17 protein-coding genes are annotated in these 18,453 nt (G+C 38.0%); 6 read left to right on the top strand and 11 right to left on the bottom strand.

Annotation, left to right across the window (positions count from 1 at the left end):
- The first annotated feature begins 40 nt into the window (after window positions 1-40).
- On the top strand, window positions 41-1,045 hold the full coding sequence (locus ACI6PS_RS10815; RefSeq protein WP_421012583.1) for a TlpA family protein disulfide reductase: 1,005 nt from the start codon (window positions 41-43) through the stop codon (window positions 1,043-1,045).
- Window positions 1,046-1,133: 88 nt separating this feature from the next.
- On the opposite strand, the gene ACI6PS_RS10810 is transcribed toward ACI6PS_RS10815, so the two are convergent.
- Entirely contained in the window at window positions 1,134-2,090 is a 957-nt protein-coding gene (locus ACI6PS_RS10810; RefSeq protein WP_421012582.1) for a bestrophin family protein, read from the bottom strand.
- A gap of 746 nt (window positions 2,091-2,836) precedes the next feature.
- Between ACI6PS_RS10810 and ACI6PS_RS10805 the strand changes: the two genes are divergently transcribed.
- The 4 genes from ACI6PS_RS10805 to ACI6PS_RS10790 all read left to right on the top strand — a co-directional run bounded on the left by ACI6PS_RS10805 (window position 2,837) and on the right by ACI6PS_RS10790 (window position 7,817).
- On the top strand, window positions 2,837-4,024 hold the full coding sequence (locus ACI6PS_RS10805) for a phosphoglycerate kinase (protein WP_421012581.1): 1,188 nt from the start codon (window positions 2,837-2,839) through the stop codon (window positions 4,022-4,024).
- A gap of 219 nt (window positions 4,025-4,243) precedes the next feature.
- Window positions 4,244-6,247 carry a LysM peptidoglycan-binding domain-containing protein gene (locus tag ACI6PS_RS10800; protein WP_421012580.1) on the top strand — a complete coding sequence of 668 codons (2,004 nt, stop codon included), beginning with the start codon at window positions 4,244-4,246 and terminating at the stop codon, window positions 6,245-6,247.
- A gap of 103 nt (window positions 6,248-6,350) precedes the next feature.
- Entirely contained in the window at window positions 6,351-7,367 is a 1,017-nt protein-coding gene (locus ACI6PS_RS10795) for a DUF4837 family protein (protein WP_421012579.1), read from the top strand.
- Window positions 7,368-7,370: 3 nt separating this feature from the next.
- The gene (locus ACI6PS_RS10790) at window positions 7,371-7,817 is read left to right on the top strand and encodes a GNAT family N-acetyltransferase (RefSeq protein WP_421012578.1); all 447 of its coding nucleotides are present in this window, start codon (window positions 7,371-7,373) and stop codon (window positions 7,815-7,817) included.
- Here the strand turns inward: ACI6PS_RS10790 and ACI6PS_RS10785 are convergent.
- The 3 genes from ACI6PS_RS10785 to rnpA form a co-directional block, all read right to left on the bottom strand.
- Window positions 7,814-8,632 (bottom strand): OmpA family protein, encoded by an 819-nt coding sequence (locus ACI6PS_RS10785; protein ID WP_421012577.1) that lies wholly within the window; start codon window positions 8,630-8,632, stop codon window positions 7,814-7,816. The two genes, ACI6PS_RS10790 and ACI6PS_RS10785, sit on opposite strands and share 4 nt — an antisense overlap.
- The gene (locus ACI6PS_RS10780) at window positions 8,632-10,269 is read right to left on the bottom strand and encodes a S41 family peptidase (protein WP_421012576.1); all 1,638 of its coding nucleotides are present in this window, start codon (window positions 10,267-10,269) and stop codon (window positions 8,632-8,634) included. The genes ACI6PS_RS10785 and ACI6PS_RS10780 overlap by 1 nt, the downstream gene beginning before the upstream one ends.
- Before the next feature lie 248 nt (window positions 10,270-10,517).
- Window positions 10,518-10,913 (bottom strand): ribonuclease P protein component, encoded by a 396-nt coding sequence (rnpA, locus tag ACI6PS_RS10775; RefSeq protein ID WP_421012575.1) that lies wholly within the window; start codon window positions 10,911-10,913, stop codon window positions 10,518-10,520.
- A gap of 133 nt (window positions 10,914-11,046) precedes the next feature.
- Here rnpA and ACI6PS_RS10770 point away from each other — a divergent pair, with 133 nt between their 5' ends.
- Entirely contained in the window at window positions 11,047-11,658 is a 612-nt protein-coding gene (locus tag ACI6PS_RS10770) for an acyloxyacyl hydrolase (RefSeq protein ID WP_421012574.1), read from the top strand.
- On the opposite strand, the gene ACI6PS_RS10765 is transcribed toward ACI6PS_RS10770, so the two are convergent.
- The 7 genes from ACI6PS_RS10765 to ACI6PS_RS10735 all read right to left on the bottom strand — a co-directional run bounded on the left by ACI6PS_RS10765 (window position 11,655) and on the right by ACI6PS_RS10735 (window position 18,368).
- Complete coding sequence (locus tag ACI6PS_RS10765; RefSeq protein ID WP_421012573.1) at window positions 11,655-12,065, bottom strand: hypothetical protein; 411 nt, start codon at window positions 12,063-12,065, stop codon at window positions 11,655-11,657. The two genes, ACI6PS_RS10770 and ACI6PS_RS10765, sit on opposite strands and share 4 nt — an antisense overlap.
- Before the next feature lie 59 nt (window positions 12,066-12,124).
- On the bottom strand, window positions 12,125-13,162 hold the full coding sequence (locus tag ACI6PS_RS10760) for a patatin-like phospholipase family protein (RefSeq protein ID WP_421012572.1): 1,038 nt from the start codon (window positions 13,160-13,162) through the stop codon (window positions 12,125-12,127).
- A gap of 40 nt (window positions 13,163-13,202) precedes the next feature.
- Window positions 13,203-13,679, bottom strand: a complete 477-nt coding sequence (locus tag ACI6PS_RS10755) for a M15 family metallopeptidase (RefSeq protein ID WP_421012571.1) — start codon at window positions 13,677-13,679, stop codon at window positions 13,203-13,205.
- Between the two features lie 472 nt (window positions 13,680-14,151).
- The gene (locus ACI6PS_RS10750; RefSeq protein WP_421012570.1) at window positions 14,152-14,880 is read right to left on the bottom strand and encodes a hypothetical protein; all 729 of its coding nucleotides are present in this window, start codon (window positions 14,878-14,880) and stop codon (window positions 14,152-14,154) included.
- 193 nt (window positions 14,881-15,073) lie between these two features.
- A complete protein-coding gene (locus tag ACI6PS_RS10745; RefSeq protein WP_421012569.1) occupies window positions 15,074-15,409 on the bottom strand; it encodes a hypothetical protein in 336 nt (111 codons plus the stop codon).
- Window positions 15,410-15,746: 337 nt separating this feature from the next.
- Window positions 15,747-16,190 (bottom strand): hypothetical protein, encoded by a 444-nt coding sequence (locus tag ACI6PS_RS10740; protein WP_421012568.1) that lies wholly within the window; start codon window positions 16,188-16,190, stop codon window positions 15,747-15,749.
- A 3-nt stretch (window positions 16,191-16,193) separates the two neighbouring features.
- Window positions 16,194-18,368 (bottom strand): hypothetical protein, encoded by a 2,175-nt coding sequence (locus ACI6PS_RS10735; protein WP_421012567.1) that lies wholly within the window; start codon window positions 18,366-18,368, stop codon window positions 16,194-16,196.
- Between the last annotated feature and the right edge of the window lie 85 nt (window positions 18,369-18,453).

Genomic DNA, 18,453 nt, shown 5'->3' with positions numbered 1-18,453 from the left:
ACAAATCACCTATCTTTACTCCATCAATCACCCTTACACAATGAACAAAATCATTTTTCTAGCCCTGTTCGCCACCTTTGCCACTTTCGCACAAACAAAAGCAATACAGCTACACATCGAAATCAAAAACCCAAATTCAGATTCGATCGTCATTCACAACAAGGAATTTAAAACCACGCTCAAAGGCAAAAACGGGAAATTCTCGGGCAACTTCGAGGCACCAAAAGGGTTTTATCAGCTTTTTGATGGTGCAAAATTTGCCCAACTGTATTGTAGCGAAGGCTTCGACCTGAAGATCACGGCTGATGGAAAACAATTCGAATCCACACTTGCCTTTTCGGGAAATGGCGCCGCCGAAAACAACTATCTGTTGCAGAAAAAAGTCAACGACGGCAAAATCAGGCAAAGCTTTGGCAGCCAACTTCCAGACGAGAATACACTGCAAAACATCTTGAACAAACGTCTTTCGGATGCAAAATCCCTTTTGGCTTCCGGCCAATATGAAAAAGATTTTACGCCCCTGATGATTGCCGAATACGAAAAAGAAAACCAACGCATCATGGCCGATTTGATAGCCGTCAAGGCAAAAGAAAACGGTCTCTCGGTATTAAAAAATACCCAGGCACCAGAATTCGATTTTGAAAACCACAAAGGCGGAAAGACAAAATTGAGTGACCTCAAAGGAAAAATACTCTACATCGACATCTGGGCGACTTGGTGCGGACCGTGCAGAACCGAAATTCCGCATCTGAAAAAACTCGAAGAAGAGTTTAAAAACCACAACATCGAGTTCGTGAGCATCTCCATAGACGAATTGAAAAACCACGACAAGTGGGCGAAATTTGTTTCAGAAAAAGAACTCAAAGGCATCCAGCTGCTCGCCGACAGCGATTGGAAATCGGCATGGATCAGGCATTTCAAAATAGAAGGTATTCCACGCTTTATACTCATCGGAAGGAACGGCGAAATTCTAGATGCAGATGCTCCAAGACCGTCTTCGCCTGAAACAGCAAAAATATTAACGGAGCTACTCGCCAAGAAATAACATAGAAAAAAGCCATGAAAATCCATGGCTTTTTTCTATTCAAATTCCATCTTCCATCTTCAACCCTCAACCTTCTACACTCAACCCTCTACATCACAACCCCCATCTCCGATTTCGGCCTCACAGGCATGTTGACATCCCCATACATTTCCTTTACATTTTCCTCAATCGTCAAGCTGATGGAACTCAGTGGCGCGTCGTCCATACGGTTTTCAAACGGGTCTTCGGTTCTTTCGCCCACATAATCCAAGGCCAGGAATACAAAATTAATCACAATCGAAAGCGGGATATTCAGCCAGCCCAGCTCCTGTATAAACGCAAACGGAATCAACGTTCCGTGAATCGTCACGAAAACCCTTGAGAAAAAGCTGTAAGGCCTTGGCAATGGTGTATTCTTGATGCGTTCGCTCATGCCTTGGTGGTTGTTGAATTCCGTCAAGGTTTCGCTCAGTTTTACAAACCTGAAATCCGTCAGCCAGCCGTTTTCAAAGGCTGTTTTCAAATCGTCGCCTTGCAATTTCAGTAAATGGTTCGGCGGGTTTTTCTTGGTCAGCATTTCATAGAACTCGGCATCGTCAAGAAACTTCTTCACCTCGCCATAGCCGTTCTTCGCCTCCACTATCTCCTTGATGTTCGTGTCGTTGTAGTCGTATTTCTGACGCAGAAACACCCGCAAGGCATTCACAAAAGCAATATGACGGTATAATAATCGCGCCTGGAGCGACTCCCTTTCTTCATTCTTTTCGCCATTCGACAAAATCATCGTCAGCACCTCCCTTGCCCATGCCCGGCTGTAATTGACAATCAACCCCCATATCTTACGGGCTTCCCACCAGCGTTCGTAGGCATTGTTGTTTTTAAAACCCAGATAGATCGCCAAGGCCGTGCTCAGCGTAGCCACCGCATTAAACGGAATACTGAGCTCCCGGATGTCAAAAATTTCATGAAGGACAAAAACCGATACCGAAAGCGCCACAAAGTACAGCAGTTTGAATCGGGTATAATAAATAATGTGTCGCCACTTGAGGTTTCTAGAAATAATCATAGCGTGATTTTGTTTTAGAAACTAAATTTAATCAATAAAATCCAGCCTTTACCGTCATTATTATTTTCTTAAGATACTTTTAGGGAGTGTTCAATTTCGGGGAATCATTTTTTTATAATCCCTAATTATTCCCTTCAAAATTGAAGTATCTCCAATGATACGCACTATTCCCGAAGCGTAACCGCAGGACCGAAGCACAGTTCTACTATCCCTTCACCCACTCCTTTATGTTATTCTCTAGATGTTTAGTATCATTCTCTAGAGTACTTACTACATTCTCTAGATGCTTATAGTCATTCTCTATATCTTTAACTACAATCTCTATATGTCTATATTCATTCTCTAGATGTTTATATACAATCTCTAGATGCCGAGCATCATTCTCTAGAGGTTGAGCGTCATTCTCTAGAGTGAAACAGCCACTCGGGTCAACGAAACTCACTTTGGGTTATAAGAAACGTGCAATAGTCCAATAGTTTCAAAAGAAAAGTAATCCGTGAAGCTCTATCAACTTCCATAAAACAAATCAATACATTCCCAACGTTTCTGCCGCTTTCGCGAAAAGCACGCACCCATCCTCAAAACACCCTCAACCCTCAACCGACAACTGACAACCGACAACCGACAACCCAATTATATCGTTTTCGTAAAAACAAAAACACTTTTTTGCACTTTCCGTAATTTATCACTGCCCTAAAAAAGCTATATTTGTTTTTCCTTAATACAATTAACTAAAAAACAATAGAATGAAAACACTTCAGGACTTCAACTTCAAGGATAAAAAAGCAGTAATTCGTGTAGATTTCAACGTGCCTTTGGACGAAAATTTCAAAGTAACCGATGCCACCCGCATCGAAGCCGCAAAACCAACGATTGACAAGATCATTGCCGATGGCGGAAGCGTAATCTTGATGTCGCACCTTGGAAGACCAAAAGGAAAAGAAGACAAATATTCATTGAAACATATTGTAAAGAAAGCCTCAGAAATCCTAGGCGTTGAGGTGAAATTCGCCGAAGATTGCAGAGGAGAAGTGGCCAAAAAAGCTTCGGAAGAATTAAAAGCAGGAGAAGTTTTATTGTTGGAAAACCTTCGTTTCTACAAAGAAGAAGAAGCAGGAGATGTTGATTTTGCAAAAGAATTGGCTTCACTTGGAGACATCTATGTAAACGATGCCTTCGGAACGGCCCACAGAGCTCACGCTTCTACTACTATAATCGCTCAATTTTTCCCGAACGACAAATGCTTCGGAACCCTATTGGCAAAAGAAATCGAAAGCTTGAACAAGGTTTTGAAAGATTCTGAAAAACCGGTAACGGCAGTTTTGGGAGGATCAAAAGTATCGTCTAAAATCACCGTGATCGAGAACATCCTAGATAAGGTGGATCACATGATCATCGGTGGTGGAATGACGTTTACTTTCGTGAAAGCACAAGGCGGTAAAATTGGAGATTCCATCTGCGAAGACGACAAGCAGGATCTTGCCCTTGAAATCCTGAGATTGGCAAAAGAAAAGAATGTACAAATTCATATCCCGGTTGATGTTGTGGCGGCAAACGCTTTCTCTAACGATGCCGAAACACAGGTTGTGGATGTAAATAAAATTCCTGACGGATGGCAAGGTTTGGATGCAGGCCCAAAATCGTTGGAGAACTTTAAAAAGGTAATCTTGGAATCAAAAACCATCCTTTGGAACGGTCCTCTAGGTGTTTTCGAAATGGAAAATTTTGCAAAAGGCACGATTGAATTAGGTAATTACATTGCCGAGTCAACGGAAAAAGGTGCTTTTTCACTTGTTGGCGGTGGAGATTCTGTTGCGGCCGTAAAACAGTTCGGTTTAGAAGACAAAATGAGCTACGTTTCCACTGGTGGCGGGGCAATGCTGGAAATGCTGGAAGGAAAAACATTGCCAGGAATTGCTGCTATTTTGGACTAGTCAAATCACAATTAACAATATTTACGAAATTTTTAAGTTATAACATTAGTAGTTTTTGTTATAAGATTGTTATGTTTGCATTATGATGCAATTGATTGAATGATAGTGAATTGAAAAAACACACCCCCAATCTGCACTCTTTTTAACTTAAAAATAATAACGAATTAGAATTTCCTTTTTGGCACGATTATCGTCCTGAGGAAACAAAAAACGTAAAGTATGATTATAAGAAAAAGACTTTTACCGCTTCTTTTAATGTGTTCTGGAGCAGCTTTTGCACAAGACACGATCAAAACAGAAGCAAGCCTTATTCCTGAAATAAAACTTTCCTATCTGGATTCCATTAAAGCAACCTTCGTTCACGACGAAATTGCGGCTTGTGTTGACAGCCTTTGGATGAAGGAGCTTACCGATCAAGACATTTATGCCGATTTATCGACTTTTATTAAAGGTGTAAACCTGGACGAAAAAGTAGATTATCCTGAATTGTCAACTGAATTGCTGAAAGAGCGTTTGAAAGAAATGGATGCTCGCTCTCCTTTCAACATCGAGTACAATCCTGGATTGGAAAACCTCATCAAATCGTTCCTGAAAAACAGAAAGACGGCTTTTGCTAGACAAATGGCATTGTCAGAATACTACTTTCCAGTTTTTGAAGAGGCTTTGGCTAGAAAAAATGTGCCATTGGAAATCAAATACCTTGCTATCGTTGAATCGGCTTTGAACCCGAAAGCGGTTTCAAGAGTAGGTGCTACCGGACTTTGGCAATTTATGTTGCAAACTGGAAAAGAGTACAATTTGAATGTGGATTCGTATGTGGATGAAAGAAGCGATATCTTGAAATCGAGCGAAGCCGCGGCACAATATATGGTAAACATGCACCGTATTTTTGGTGACTGGGAATTGGTTTTGGCCTCCTACAATTCGGGTGCCGGAAACGTTGCAAAAGCCATCAGAAGATCGGGCGGAAAGCAGAATTTCTGGAACATCAAGAATTATCTTCCAAAGGAAACTCAAGCGTATGTACCGGCTTTCTTGGCCACGATGTATATTTATGAATACCATAAAGAACACGGAATTGTACCGAACAGGGCCATCGTAAAGCATTTTGAAACGGATACGATCATGATTAAAAAACAAATGTCTTTCAAGCAGATTTCTGACTTGGTAGATATCCCTGTTTCGCAATTGCAGCTTTTGAATCCTTCGTATAAAATGAATGTGGTTCCGGTTTATTCAAATAAGCCTCATTTCTTGAGACTTCCGAAGGATAAAGTGGGGATTTTTACTTCAAACGAAGACAAGATTTATGCTTATGTGGACTATCAATCACAAAAAAGAGAACTTCCTGAAGTGAGCAGATGGGCTTCTAGAAAAGACACTACTACTTCCAAAGCTATAGCTTCTAATGGTTACAAGAGCAAGACAAAATTCCATACGGTAAGAAGAGGAGAAAGCCTTGGTGTGATTTCAAACAAATATGGTGTTACTGTTGCGGAACTAAAAAGCTGGAACAATTTGAGAGGAAACAGCATTGGGTATGGAAAGAAACTAAAGATTGTTACTTCTGAAAAGATAAAAACGCTTCCTACAGAAGTGAAACCTTTGGCCGATAAAGAAGAAAATACGGCGATTGCTTCGAATAATGAAAAACCAGAGCCAACCGTTCCTACAGAATACTATACGGTTCAGAAAGGCGATAACCTGAACAGCATTGCCAAAAGATTTGGTGTTACCGTTGCGGAGTTGAAGGAGCTGAACAATATGGAGGACACCAACGTCATGTTGGATACGAAACTTAAAATAATCAAAGGTGAAAATGTTGAAATCGCGGACTTGAAAGAGAAATCACCAGCAAAGGTTTCTAATTATTATATCGTTCAAAAAGGAGACAACCTTGGAAATATTGCCAAGAAGCAAAACGTTACAATTGCTGAAATCCAAGAATGGAATGATTTGAAAGACAATAATGTGCAACTGGGTGCAAAACTTTTGATCCTAAAAGAAAGCAACAAACCATCTAATGAAGAAGTAATTGCATCTGCTAAATCATCTACAAAGAACTCGCTTTACTTGGTTCAAAAAGGTGACTCGTTGTTCAAGATTGCTCAAAAATATCCGGGCATCACGGTTTCTGATATTAAAAAATGGAACGGTATTAGCGGTAACGAATTGAAACCGGGAATGAAATTAAAAATCAGCGGAAAAACCCAAGATTTATAGTAGGCTTATTTTAAAATAAGTACTTTTATCAACACAATTGAATTCCTTATATGGTTCTTGGATCATATAAGGAATTTAAGTTTTATTCCGTCCTACTTTAAAGATGATACAAAAAATCAAAGCACGTTTGGCCTTTCTCAACCTAAGAAAATTAGGTGCTCTGACATTGTTTTTTATGTGCATCAATCTTTTTTCCTGCAAGGATGACAAACCTAAAACTGCCACGCCTTCTACTGGAAAAATCAATTCCTTGTCTATCGTAATCAGCGATCAGTTATGGAATGGAGAAGTGGGCGACAGCCTCCGAAAAAAGTTTGCGGCACCTGTTGACGGACTTACTCAGGAGGAACCTTTGTTTACGATTACACAGCTTCCGGTGAAAATTCTGGACGGTTATAAAACCATAAGCCGAAACGTAATCATCATCAAAAAAGAGGAGAGGAATTTTTTTAAGTTTGAGAAAGATCAGTTTGCAAAACCTCAAAATGTAGTGCATATTTCAGGAAACAATGTAGCCGAAATTATTGCACATATCGAGAAACATGGTGACTCTATTGCAGATAAATTCAAGGAAACGGAGATCCTGAAAAATCAGGAAATCATCAATCAATCTTTGCTGGATGATAAAAAAATCCGCGACAAATTTAAAGTTTCTTTGAAAATCCCTTCTACTTACAAATATGTGATGTCAAGGCGGAACTTTGTCTGGGTGAAAAGGGAAATCCTCAGTGGAAACACGAGTTTGGTGATTTATAAAGTGCCTTTTAAGACGATTTTGAAAGATGATGATGTTGTAACGAACATCATTGAAATGCGTGATTCTTTTGGCGGAAAACACATCAAAGGAAAAAACCCAAATACCCGAATGATCACGGAGGAATCGTATTCACCTTATTTCTTCAGTACAATCCTTGACGGAAAAAGGACTTATGAAACCAAAGGAACGTGGGAAATGAAAGGCGATTATATGTCGGGATCCTTTATCAATTATGCAATTTTAAACAGAAACAAAAGAGAGTTCATCATCATTGAAGGTTTCTGTTATGCTCCATCAACCGACAAACGCGATTTGATGCACGAACTCGAATCAATTATCAAATCAGTAAAGTTTTTAAAATAACAAATGGGAATACAATTTAAAACACGCACGTTTAAAGAACTTTCTGTAGAAGAGCTATACCAAATATTGCAATTAAGGAGTGAAGTGTTTGTAGTGGAGCAAAACTGCGTTTATCAGGACATTGATGGCAAGGATCAAAAAGCAATTCATATAATTGGAGAATACGACAATAAGGTTGTTGCTTATACACGAATCTTCAAACCTGGAGACTATTTCGAAAATGCTTCCATAGGAAGAGTCGTGATTGACGCCAATTACCGCGACAGAAAATGGGGACACGATTTGATCCGGGAATCAGTTACCGCCATTGCGCGTCATTTTGGCGAAAGCCCAATCACTATTTCGGCGCAATTGTATTTGCAGAAGTTCTACGAAAGCCACGGTTTTGTTGTAGTTGGCGAAACCTATCTGGAAGATGGGATTCCGCATATTGAGATGTTGCGAAATTAAATCTTTGTAATCAAGAGCTCAACCCTTCTATCATATTCTGGACCTTTTCCTAGCGGAACGGTATTTCCGTAGCCTTTAAAAGTCATTCTTTTTTCAGGTATCTTTTTTACTTTCAGGTATTTAAAAACAGCTTCCGCTCTATTGTGGGATAATTTTCTTTTTCTGGTATGGCGGTCAATCGCTTCTCTTTGAAAATTTGGCGTACAGCAAACATGTCCTTGAATCTCAAACTCAACGTTCTTGTGTTTCAATAAAAGTCTGGCCATTTTGTCTAGTTCTTTCTTCGATTTCAATGTAAGCACACTGCTTCCTCTTTCAAAAAGCAAATTATCCAGATAAATACGATCGCCAACGACAGGATTTTTGCCGATTGTATTATGAAAATAGCCGGGAATCTGAATTTTTGGCAATTCCTTTAAATTCAATACAACATCCACTCTTCGGTTTTTAGAACGCACTTCTGGAAGATTCTCTACGATGTCATCATCAATCAAAATACGACCTTTCCCTTCTATTGTAACGATAACTTTATTCTTGATGCCATTCTTGATAAATTCCTGCTGAATGGTATTGGCCCTGTTTTGAGACAGCTTGAAGTTATAGGCATCCTTGCCACGATCATCGCAATAGCCAAATATCTCTATTGATTCAATTCTGGCGGAATCGGCAGTTTTTATAAAGGCTACAACATCTGACAATTGTTTTGGTTTTAAATTGAATTTATCAAATTCAAAATAAACCGAATGCACCACTTCTTCCTGTGCACTCATAAACCCAAAAATAAGCAAGGGTAGGAATTTTAAAATCTTCAACATTATTTTGCTAGTATTTTATTGTATTGCGCAGGATTGTTCAGAATCCCGACTGCTTTTTTAATTTCGGAATTGTTCTTGAGGTAATAATTATACAATCCTTCCTTGTATTGGTAGCGAAGTATAATTTCGTCCACAATCAAGTTCTTGATTTCTTTTTGATATTTATTCAATTGCGATTCCTCGCTTTTTTGAAGCGCCGTCAATAATTGCTGATATTCGGCTGTAATGGCTTCGTCTAATTTTTCTTTTTTGGCTATTTCCAAAGTCTTTTTCAAGGCTACTTCCGTTTCGGTATCAAACGAGAATTTCTCTGCTTTTAAGAATTGTTTGAAAGCCGAATAATCAGCATCTGTAAGCGTTGGAATCTTGTCGCCCAGATTTGGATTCTTGTAATAATAGCTCGTTACAAAATTAAAAATACCGTCGTTTTTTTGAAGTGATTCGGAGATGGCACTTAATTTTGTTTCCTCCAACTCTACGTCTGGCAGAATTCCGCCGCCGTCATAAACAGTTCTTCCTTTTCGGGTTTTGAAAGCGGTATAGTTTTTCTGATCGGTTCTTGTAGCTTTTCCGTTTGCATCTTTTTTAGAATAATCCAAAGCCTGGATGCATCTGCCGGAAGGTGTGTAATATCTTGAAATAGTTACTTTCACTTGGGTTCCGTATGTCAAATCAATCGGTCGTTGTACTAAGCCTTTTCCGAAACTTCTGCTTCCAACTACTACCGCACGGTCCAAATCTTGCAAGGCACCCGCCACAATTTCTGATGCTGACGCACTTTTCCCATCGACCAAAACTATCAATGGAATCTCCAAATCAATTGGTTCTCTTGTAGTCTTATAGGTATTGTTGTGCTTGTCGATTTTTGATTTTGTGGTTACGATAACTTCGTTTTTCGGAACAAAGAGATTACAGATGTTGACGGCTTCGTTCAAAAGTCCGCCCGGATTTCCTCTTAAATCAAGTATGATTCTTTGCGCACCGTCTTTTTTCAATTTCTCCAAAGCGTCTTTGGTTTCCGTTGAAGCTTTTTGATTGAATTGCGAAAGCACAATGTAGCCTGTAGTTTCATCTACTTTCCCAAAAAATGGAACGGCTTTTACATCTACTTCTTCCAAGATAAGTTGTGTTGCATTTACCTTTCCTTGTCGCATGTATTTGATATCGATCTTTGCATTCTTGGCACCTTTCAAAAGCTGTGAAGCATCTTCTTTAAAATCGCTAAGATTCACATCGCCAATCTGGATAATTTCGTCACCGGCTTTTAGTCCAGCTTTGTCCGCAGGATAATTTTTATAAGGTTCCTTAATGATTAGTTTCCCTTCCTTTCGGGTGATGATGGCGCCAATTCCGGTATATTCTCCTGTGCTGTTGATCTTAAATTTCACAACATCCTGCTCGTTGAAATAGGTTGTGTAAGGATCCAAATCGGTCAGCATGCTCTTAATGGCCTTGTCCATCATTTCGCCGGGATTGGTCTGGTCCACATAGTTCATATTGACAGTCTTGAACAATTCCGTAAAGATTTCAATCTGTTTGGCAATCTCGAAAAAGTCGTCCTTGAAACTGGTTCCCACAAATAGAAAGCCAGTTGCAACAACGGGAAGTATATATTTCTTTTTAAAATGAATAAGCATAAGTAAGGGTTGTATTCTTTAAACGTCTGTATAAAAGCGCAAAATCAATCGTTAAGGATAAATTGCTCCAGTTTTGTCATTTCTCCTTCGTCGAAATGACATAATCTGAATCAAGTTTATAGAGCTTCTTTATGTGATTCCTCCTTCGTCGGAATGACAACTAAACAGCTTAACGTAATGACATTGTAAAAGCGCACTAAAATAACTATAAATAATCAATACTCATTCAAACGAGTTCATAAACTTGATTATTGTTTAGATTCCTGTTCTTGATTCTTTATTTGAAGCAAGAATTTCTCAAATAATTGAATGGTTTTGGTATTAATTTCGTCGTAGGGCAAACGATCTTTTGTTTGGTAAAAAAACATAAAAACATAAGGCTCCGGCAGGTTATCCATCAGCAAATGTTTGTTAAGGCGGTAGGTTTCGCGCAAAACTCTTTTAAAATAATTCCGGTCAACGGCTTTCTTGAAATACTTCTTGGAAACCGAAACACCCATTTTGCTGTTGACATGATAATTCAAATCCGCCTTTCTATACACCAACCGCAACGGATATTTGGATACCGATTTCCCTTCGGAAAAAAGTAGATTTATCGTAGTACGGCTTTTTAGCTTTTCAGCTTTTGGATAGTTAAAATTCATGGCTCAATGAAGCTTCGGGCAAAGTTACAAAGGTTGGGGTTCAGATTAAAACTAAAAGCACAATAACTTTTTCAGGGCGAGTGAAAGTTATGCAACAATTTCTTAACTTTAACAATCAATTTTCAAAACACCTATGGTTCGAAAATTACTTTTATGTTGTTTTTTGGTTAGCTCCTGTTTGATTTTCTCTCAAGAAAAAAAACAAAATATTGCATTGGGTTTTGGTTATGGAATTGGAAATGAAATCAAAAACTCGGATTACACCTATACCAATCGATATGTAAAAGGTCAGTTCTTTTATACATTCAAGACCACTCAAAACTTTCGGTTTGAATTATTGCTTCAGCCGGAAATCAATTTTGCTACGCACCAGCTTTTGAATCTTTATTTTGTGACTCCAGACGAACCTGATTTCGAAGCGAAAAGAGCAGCTTATACAAAACTGAAAAACATCCGAGAATATGTGTTGAATGTTGGCTTGGTGGTTAGAAAACCTATTACCGATAATTTCAGCATCTATGCTTTACTAAGCGTTGGGCCAATGTTTACCGATACTGAAACGGAGAGGCTTTCGAAAGGTTTTGCTTTTTCGGATGTATTTGGTATTGGATTTTCCTTGAAGACAAAAAATATTATCTTGGATCTTAGGCCCAATGTTCGGCATACTTCAAATGCGGGTTTACAAAACTCAAATGCAGGTTTTAATACTTTGAATATCGAAGCATCCGTTATTTTTCAGCTTTAATTATCATAAACGTTATAGACAATCTTAACGTCTTGATAATTGATATAGAATTGCTTGCGGTTATCCTGGTTTTTACGGGTAACGATCAAGATGGTGCAAAGATTTCCGTTTAGGTCGGCGCATTTTAGGGGAACTGTTTCATCGTCTTGGGTGATTACTTTTTCGCCGTAGGCCAATATCTTGTAATACTGCACTTCTTGTGAATTTATAGTAATCTTGTCGTTTTTTCCGTCAAGGGTAATGATGACTGCTGTTTCTTGAAACTTGCTCCATTCGCCCCAATTTCCATTGTCTTTCTTTTCTACAACACCGTAGCTTTCGGCTTTAAAACGATAGATCTGGGCGGAGGCTTCTGTTATGGAAAAACTTAAAAAACAGAATACGATAAGGGTTTTGAAGAGTTTCATAGGTTTTGATTTATGAAGGCAAAACTACAAATTCTATTCCATAAATTCGAAATAGAATTTTAGGCGTGCTTGATGAGTTTTTTCGCGATATCGTTCAATTCGTTTCGGTGTTGATCTACATAAGCTAAACCGGCCTGAATGAGTTCGTAGATGTTTTTTGATGAAACATCGTCCATTTCTGGGGAAGCATTTTTTAGCGAAGGCATCAAACGGTGATAATTCTTGGCATTTCTTGAACCTAAAGTTTCGTACATTTTTCTGATGTGATAATCCGTTGTTTCGACATTTGCTGAAAGCAGAATATCTATCAATGGTTGAATCCATTTTACTTTTCCGGCCTTTTCGAATTGTCGGAAAGTATAGGGTTTTAGTACTTCGCCTGTTCCTATGGAGATGATGACCATATCAGAAATTTTTGGAAAATCTCTTTTCAATGGATCGTTGAGTACTTTTGAAAACTCAATTTTTCGCGCTTCTGCGTAAGCACATAAAGTAGGGTTATTAGCATAGACACCGCCATCGATAAGAGTAAATTCCTGGCCGTAGAGTGATTTTATCTTGGCTGGTTCAAAATACGTGGGAGCCGCAGAAGTAGCTCTGCAAACATCCTTTACATAAAAATCTTCAAGGCTTGAATGGGCCTCGTGGCTGGTAAAGAATTTTGCCTTCCGGTGAAAGATATCATAGGAGGTGATGAGGCTTGGCTTTATAAAATTCTTGAGCTGCAGGTTGCCGAATACTTCGTTTAGTTGCTTCTCCAGGCCGTGCTGTGAAATCTTTTCGCTGAAAAGTCCGAACGGATTGATGATGTGCTGCCAAAAGGAAACATTAAAGATGGTCTCGCCATGCTTGGCATAGAGGTCGAGGGCGGTTTCTACGGAGTATTTCGCTTTTTTGTCGTTATCGGGGAACAATAATACAGAGGTTAGGATACCCCCTGTACTGGTTCCGGCAACGAGATCAAAGTAGTCGCCAATCTTTGCGTTAGGATGATCCAGTTTCTGGAGCTGTTCTTCGATGTATTTAAGGATGACGCAGGTGATGATGCCTCGGATACCTCCGCCATCAAGGCTGAGGATTCTGATTTTTTTGGTCATGGCTTTGGGAATTTTAGGCTTTGGGGTCATTTTAATTGTATTAGGATAAGATTACATATCCGTTTTTGTCTTTTTTAAGTTTTGATAATTTTTTCCAACTGTTATGGATTCTTTTCTCGAAGTGGGGCATGTCCTTGAAGGTTTTCCAGTTTCCTCCCCATTCCCATCCGTGGAGTGCGAAAATTTTCACACACTCGTACCAGTCGGCTATTTGATCATTGTCCCAATCTTTTGCAGTGTCCCACGAGGCTTTTCCCTCGATAATAAGGCAAATATCTACAGCGAAACCATAATTGTGGATGGATTGTCCGCCTTTGGCATTGGTGATTTTTTTGCCAGGAGTTGTTCTGCCTTGAGCGTACAAGTTGTCTTGTTCGGCATTGGTTCTTAGGCCATGGGTGATTCTAACTTTTGCTTTTCCGGTTAGGGCTTTATCGCATTGGGCTATTATTTTAGTTACTTCTTCCCGTATGGTGGGGTGGAGTTTTGCTATTCGTTGTTTTGTAGGTTTGTCCATGAGATAGTGGGTATTAAATTGTTATACAAATATAAGTGAAAATAATCTATTAATAAAATAATTAGAAGAAAATATTACCACACTAATTGTAGCGTCGTTAGATTGGGGTTTACAGTTGTTTTCTTGAATTATGCAGTAGTGGGTTTGAATTTTCAAGTTGGGAGTTTGAGGGTTATGGTTGTGATTTTTGATTTTGAAGTTTGACTTTTGAACATTCAAGTTTGAATTTTGAAATCTATAGTTTTGATTTTTGACTTTTGGAGTTAGGGGTTTGAAAATTATAGTTTGATTTTTGGATCTTCAAGTTAGGGATTTGAGATTTCAAGTTGGTGGTTTGAAGGCTATAGTTGTCGTTTTGGATTCTTAGGTTTGAAATTTAGAGGGTCGGGTTTTTGGTTTGAAAGCTGTAGTTGCTGGATTGTAAAAAACCCGACAGTGTTTTGGCTGTCGGGTTTATTGTTTTGGACTGCTTCTAGGGAATTATGGTTGTGAACTTGAGTTTTACGGCGGCTTTGTAATAGTCTTTTGCGTCTTCGACGGATTTGAGGTAGTTTTTTACTGTATCTGCTAGGTCTATGACGTTTACAGGATCGTTGTAGAGGAGCTTGTTTCTTTGGATCCTGATGGTGATGAGTTTGACGGTCATTTGTGAAGCCAGCTTGTTGGTTGCTTTTAGGGCTTCGAGGTATTGTCTTAGTGAGGCGATGGTTAGCTCGGTTTCGTTTGGGGTGTATTGTGGCTGTGTTGCCAGGAATGCAATGATGTCCTCGAAATGTGAGATCTGGCTGTCGTAGCTGAGTTGGGCTACGGAGATGTGTTTGTTTTTTTCTGTTTCGGTTTTGTCTTCCTTGATTGGTTTTATCCTTTCGCCTTTTAATTTTTTGACAAGATTGATGAGGATCTGCTCGATGTTATCGGAGGGCTGGAATGCTTTGAAGGAGTTTAGGACTTTGGTGTTTAGCTTGAACAATGGTTTGAACAGGTCTTCGCGTGCGGCTATGGCATTTTGGTAGGGTTTGATTTGGGCGGAGAATTGGGCGGCGTTTTCTGTTACCTTCTGTGTGAAGGTATTGAGTGCGGCGGGCTGGATGTTGGTATTGGCCGGCTGGTAGAGCGGGCCCATCTCTACGGTTATTTCTTGCAGTTTTACTAAGTTGGCCGCATTTTTGGCGTGCCCTACTTCGGAATTTGATTTCCCCATAATTATTCTATTTTAGTTAATAATACTTTACTATTTCTAATACAGAAGGGGGTATTCCAGAACAGGAACAACTGTTTGATAAATGTAGGGAAAATATTTTTTGGTTGGTTGGGATTTTGATTTTTTTTTAATAACAAAAGCCATGGGGTTCATGGCTTTTTGTTTTTGACTTTTTTTGTAGGCATGGGACTTTCTATAAAAAGTCCTCCGCTTTTTTAATTGGCCTATCCTCGGTTAAAAGTTCATATTCCTCACTTTCCATAAACTGCTTAAAATTCATAAGATATTTAAATATTTCTTTATTCGAGAATTTTAATTTATGCGTAACAGGTGCTTCTTTCATTATTCCTTTGAAGTCAAAACTTGGATTTTCTTTTGCCCACAATAGAGCCTGCCCTATATTTTGTCTTTCGTTTAGGGTGTAAAAATTCTTTAAATATTCTGCATCATCTAATTTGAGCTCTATATTTTTTATTGATTCAAAATTGTATAGAGCAAACATTGGTATCATTAAATTATTTATATCCATTTTTTTGTTTTTTTAAATTTAAAAGCCATCACTGATGATAATATTTTTTACATCAATTTTCTCTTTTTCTAGCATTCTAATAAATTGATGATTAATCTTTTCTGTCGGTCGATAATGGCCACTTTTACGCGTTATTTCAATTATTACACCCGATAGCGCGTATTTGCAATCCGTGCCCGTAAAGTTTTTTAAACAAAGCTAGCAAAACAATATTCAATTCATTTTCTAAACCTTCTTTAAAATATAAAAAGCCATGGATGTTCATGGCTTTTGTTTTTTTGATATTGTTGTGGGCACGAGCAAGATGCTCGCGCTAGCGGGGGGAGCGGGCTTGACATTATATATTTTTATAGACTTTTATAAAGTTATCATAATCAAAAATTTCTTCAATATCTTTCTTTTTTAAAGTTTTTAAATGGTCTTTCATAATTTTAATAACCTCTCTTTTCTTTATAGATTGAATCTCTTCGCCCGAATCCATCCATAGCAAAGAAACCATACTACTAAGAGAATGGATGTGAAACTTGTTATAATTTTGTTTAGCATAATCCAATGCCGTGTCTTCGTCGTAAAAATATAAAGTGCTTAATGCTGATGAAACAAAATATTCATCAAATCCTAAATCTCTATTCAATGCTTCCAAACAAAGCTCTTTTGTTTTTGGATGATTTCTTTTCCCTAATTCTGATAGTACAAAAAACATTTCTTCATCCAAATCCAAACCTTCATTCATAATTTTGATTAAATTCTCATCTGTATAATTACTATAATCTTCTTTCATTTTTTAAAATATTTTAATTGTTTTTAGGTATAATTTTCCATTATCTAACTTCTGCCATTGGGTCATTATTGTTGCTTTTCCTTTTGGACCTTTGATTGTTGTAACAAACCATTCTCCTTGTTTAATTTTCGAAACATTTTTATTGGCTACAGCCAAAACATAATCGAAAACATTTTTATTTCCATGAATGTCGTCAATAAAACCTGCTTTTTCGAGACCTTTTTTATTATTTAATGATTTTAAGATATTTTCAATTCTTTTATCTAACAACTTTATTTTGTCAGCATTTAGAGGGGTTTTGTCAAAGACTTTTCTGGCTGTTTGACGAAGGTTTTTTAAATCTGCTAATTCTTTCTGTAAAGTTACTAAATTGTCGGCATCAATTACTTTTCCTCTTGCGTACATCAATATTTTATCGACGGGGACTAAGGCTTTATTAAAGCTAAAACAGAGGATTTCTGTACCATTGGTAGCTTTAATTATTTTTTCTGTTTTGAAAAATTTTGCTAAAGACTTCCAGCCTTCTAATACAGCTCTGTTGTAAACTGATATTAATAATTCTTTATTTTTCTTAAACCACTCCACAATAGCTTTCTTTATTCTTTGAAAAAAAGCCATTATTTCATCCGTTCCTTTGGCTAAAACCTCACTCATTTCTCTGAACAAGGCCAGCATGGACTTTATTCCGTTAATGGTTTTTCCTTTTACTTGGGAAAGACTGGTTAGGAATTCCTCCGGAATGAGCTTGCTGATCTTGGTGATGCCTGAAATTTTAACGAGCTGTGTGAAGGGGATGAATGCAGTGGCTACAAAGGCCAAGCCAAATCCGATGAAATAGGCAATCTTATCAAAATTGTATTCTTCACTTCGATTTTTTGAGGTGAAAAACTTGTTGATTTCGGCTAATATTTGAAAATAGGTAACGACAGCAGGAATAAGAACATCCGTAAATTTAATTTTTTTTAGGTTATCATACAACTCATCTACTTCTTCAATGATGTCGTTCAGGTTTGTAGTTATATCGAATTGCAAAGAAAGCGCCATTGCCAAAAACTTGAAAGTCCCTGCAACAAAGTCGACAACACCATTCCAAAGACCGCATAAAAAGGCTATTACTTCGGTTATGGGACGGGAATATAAGTGGCTGTATTTCTTGTTGCCGTCTTTATTGTAAATTGAATCGAGAATTTCATTTATTTCGTTATTGTAGCGATTGACAAAATCCTGTAAGGTATTTATGGGTTTTTCTAAAAAATCCGTTGCCTTTACGGGTGATAGAAAATAATTGAACCAACTGTATTCTTCTTGGCTTTTCATTGAATTTGCAAGTGCATCAATTAATGAAGTATCTATTTGCAAACCTTTCAATACATTTTCTTTGCTCAAGAAATAGTCTTCTCCTTTTGAATCCCAAATGCTTTCTGGGATGCTCAAATATTTGCTTATTGCATCGCCTACTTCGTTGCATAACCAACCGATGGCTTTACCTGGAATACCTATTAGAGAAGCCATATACATTAGTCCCTTTGCTACAGCGCTTATAAAAGTGTTTTTTGCTTTTACTTGACCCGTTTGAATAAGTTCTTTTAGCATTTCAGCATTAAAATCGGGCACCAATTTTAGCAGATTATCCTGTTGTTCTGCAGAGAGTAAATGTTCTTTCTTTACTGCTTTTCCAAATCGCGCATAGAGGTATTGCTCACTTAAATCTTCAATGTTGTCTTCTAGAAACAACAATATTTCATTGTCTGCAACTCTATCTTCTGATTTCAGATATAAATCTTTTAGCTTTGTTTGGCTTTTTGAAATGTAGGCTAGCACTTTGTATAGCAAAACATCTCCTTCTTGCTGGAATCCTTTCGTTGTGTCGTTGTCTCGATAAATATTTATTTCCTTAAGAATTACATCTGTCTTTGTTTCAGGTTCTTGATAGACTGTTATGTTGCTTTTTTGGACAGGCTTAATATTGTTGAAATAATTTTCAGCAATTTCTTTGGAAGTAAGACTCTTGAACTCGAATTGTTTGGCAAATGGACTCAAATAGTCGAGACTTAAACTGTTATTTGGCGATTTGAAAAAATCTTGTTGACGGTTGCCTATAACCCTATCAAAGCTCAAGGGTTTTATGCCGTGGAGCAACGCCTGACTTTCCTGATCGGATTGGTCATAATTGTTCATATTTTTTTATTTATAGGGAATAGCGGTCCGGGCCAGGGTTTTCAGGCTCTGGCCGGGAGGTTGCTATTCGGGGTTTGTAAAATTG

Origin of the sequence: Flavobacterium sp. PLA-1-15 (assembly GCF_049060005.1) — a bacterium.
Lineage (GTDB): Bacteria > Bacteroidota > Bacteroidia > Flavobacteriales > Flavobacteriaceae > Flavobacterium.
This window is presented reverse-complemented; position numbering and strand designations above follow the sequence as displayed.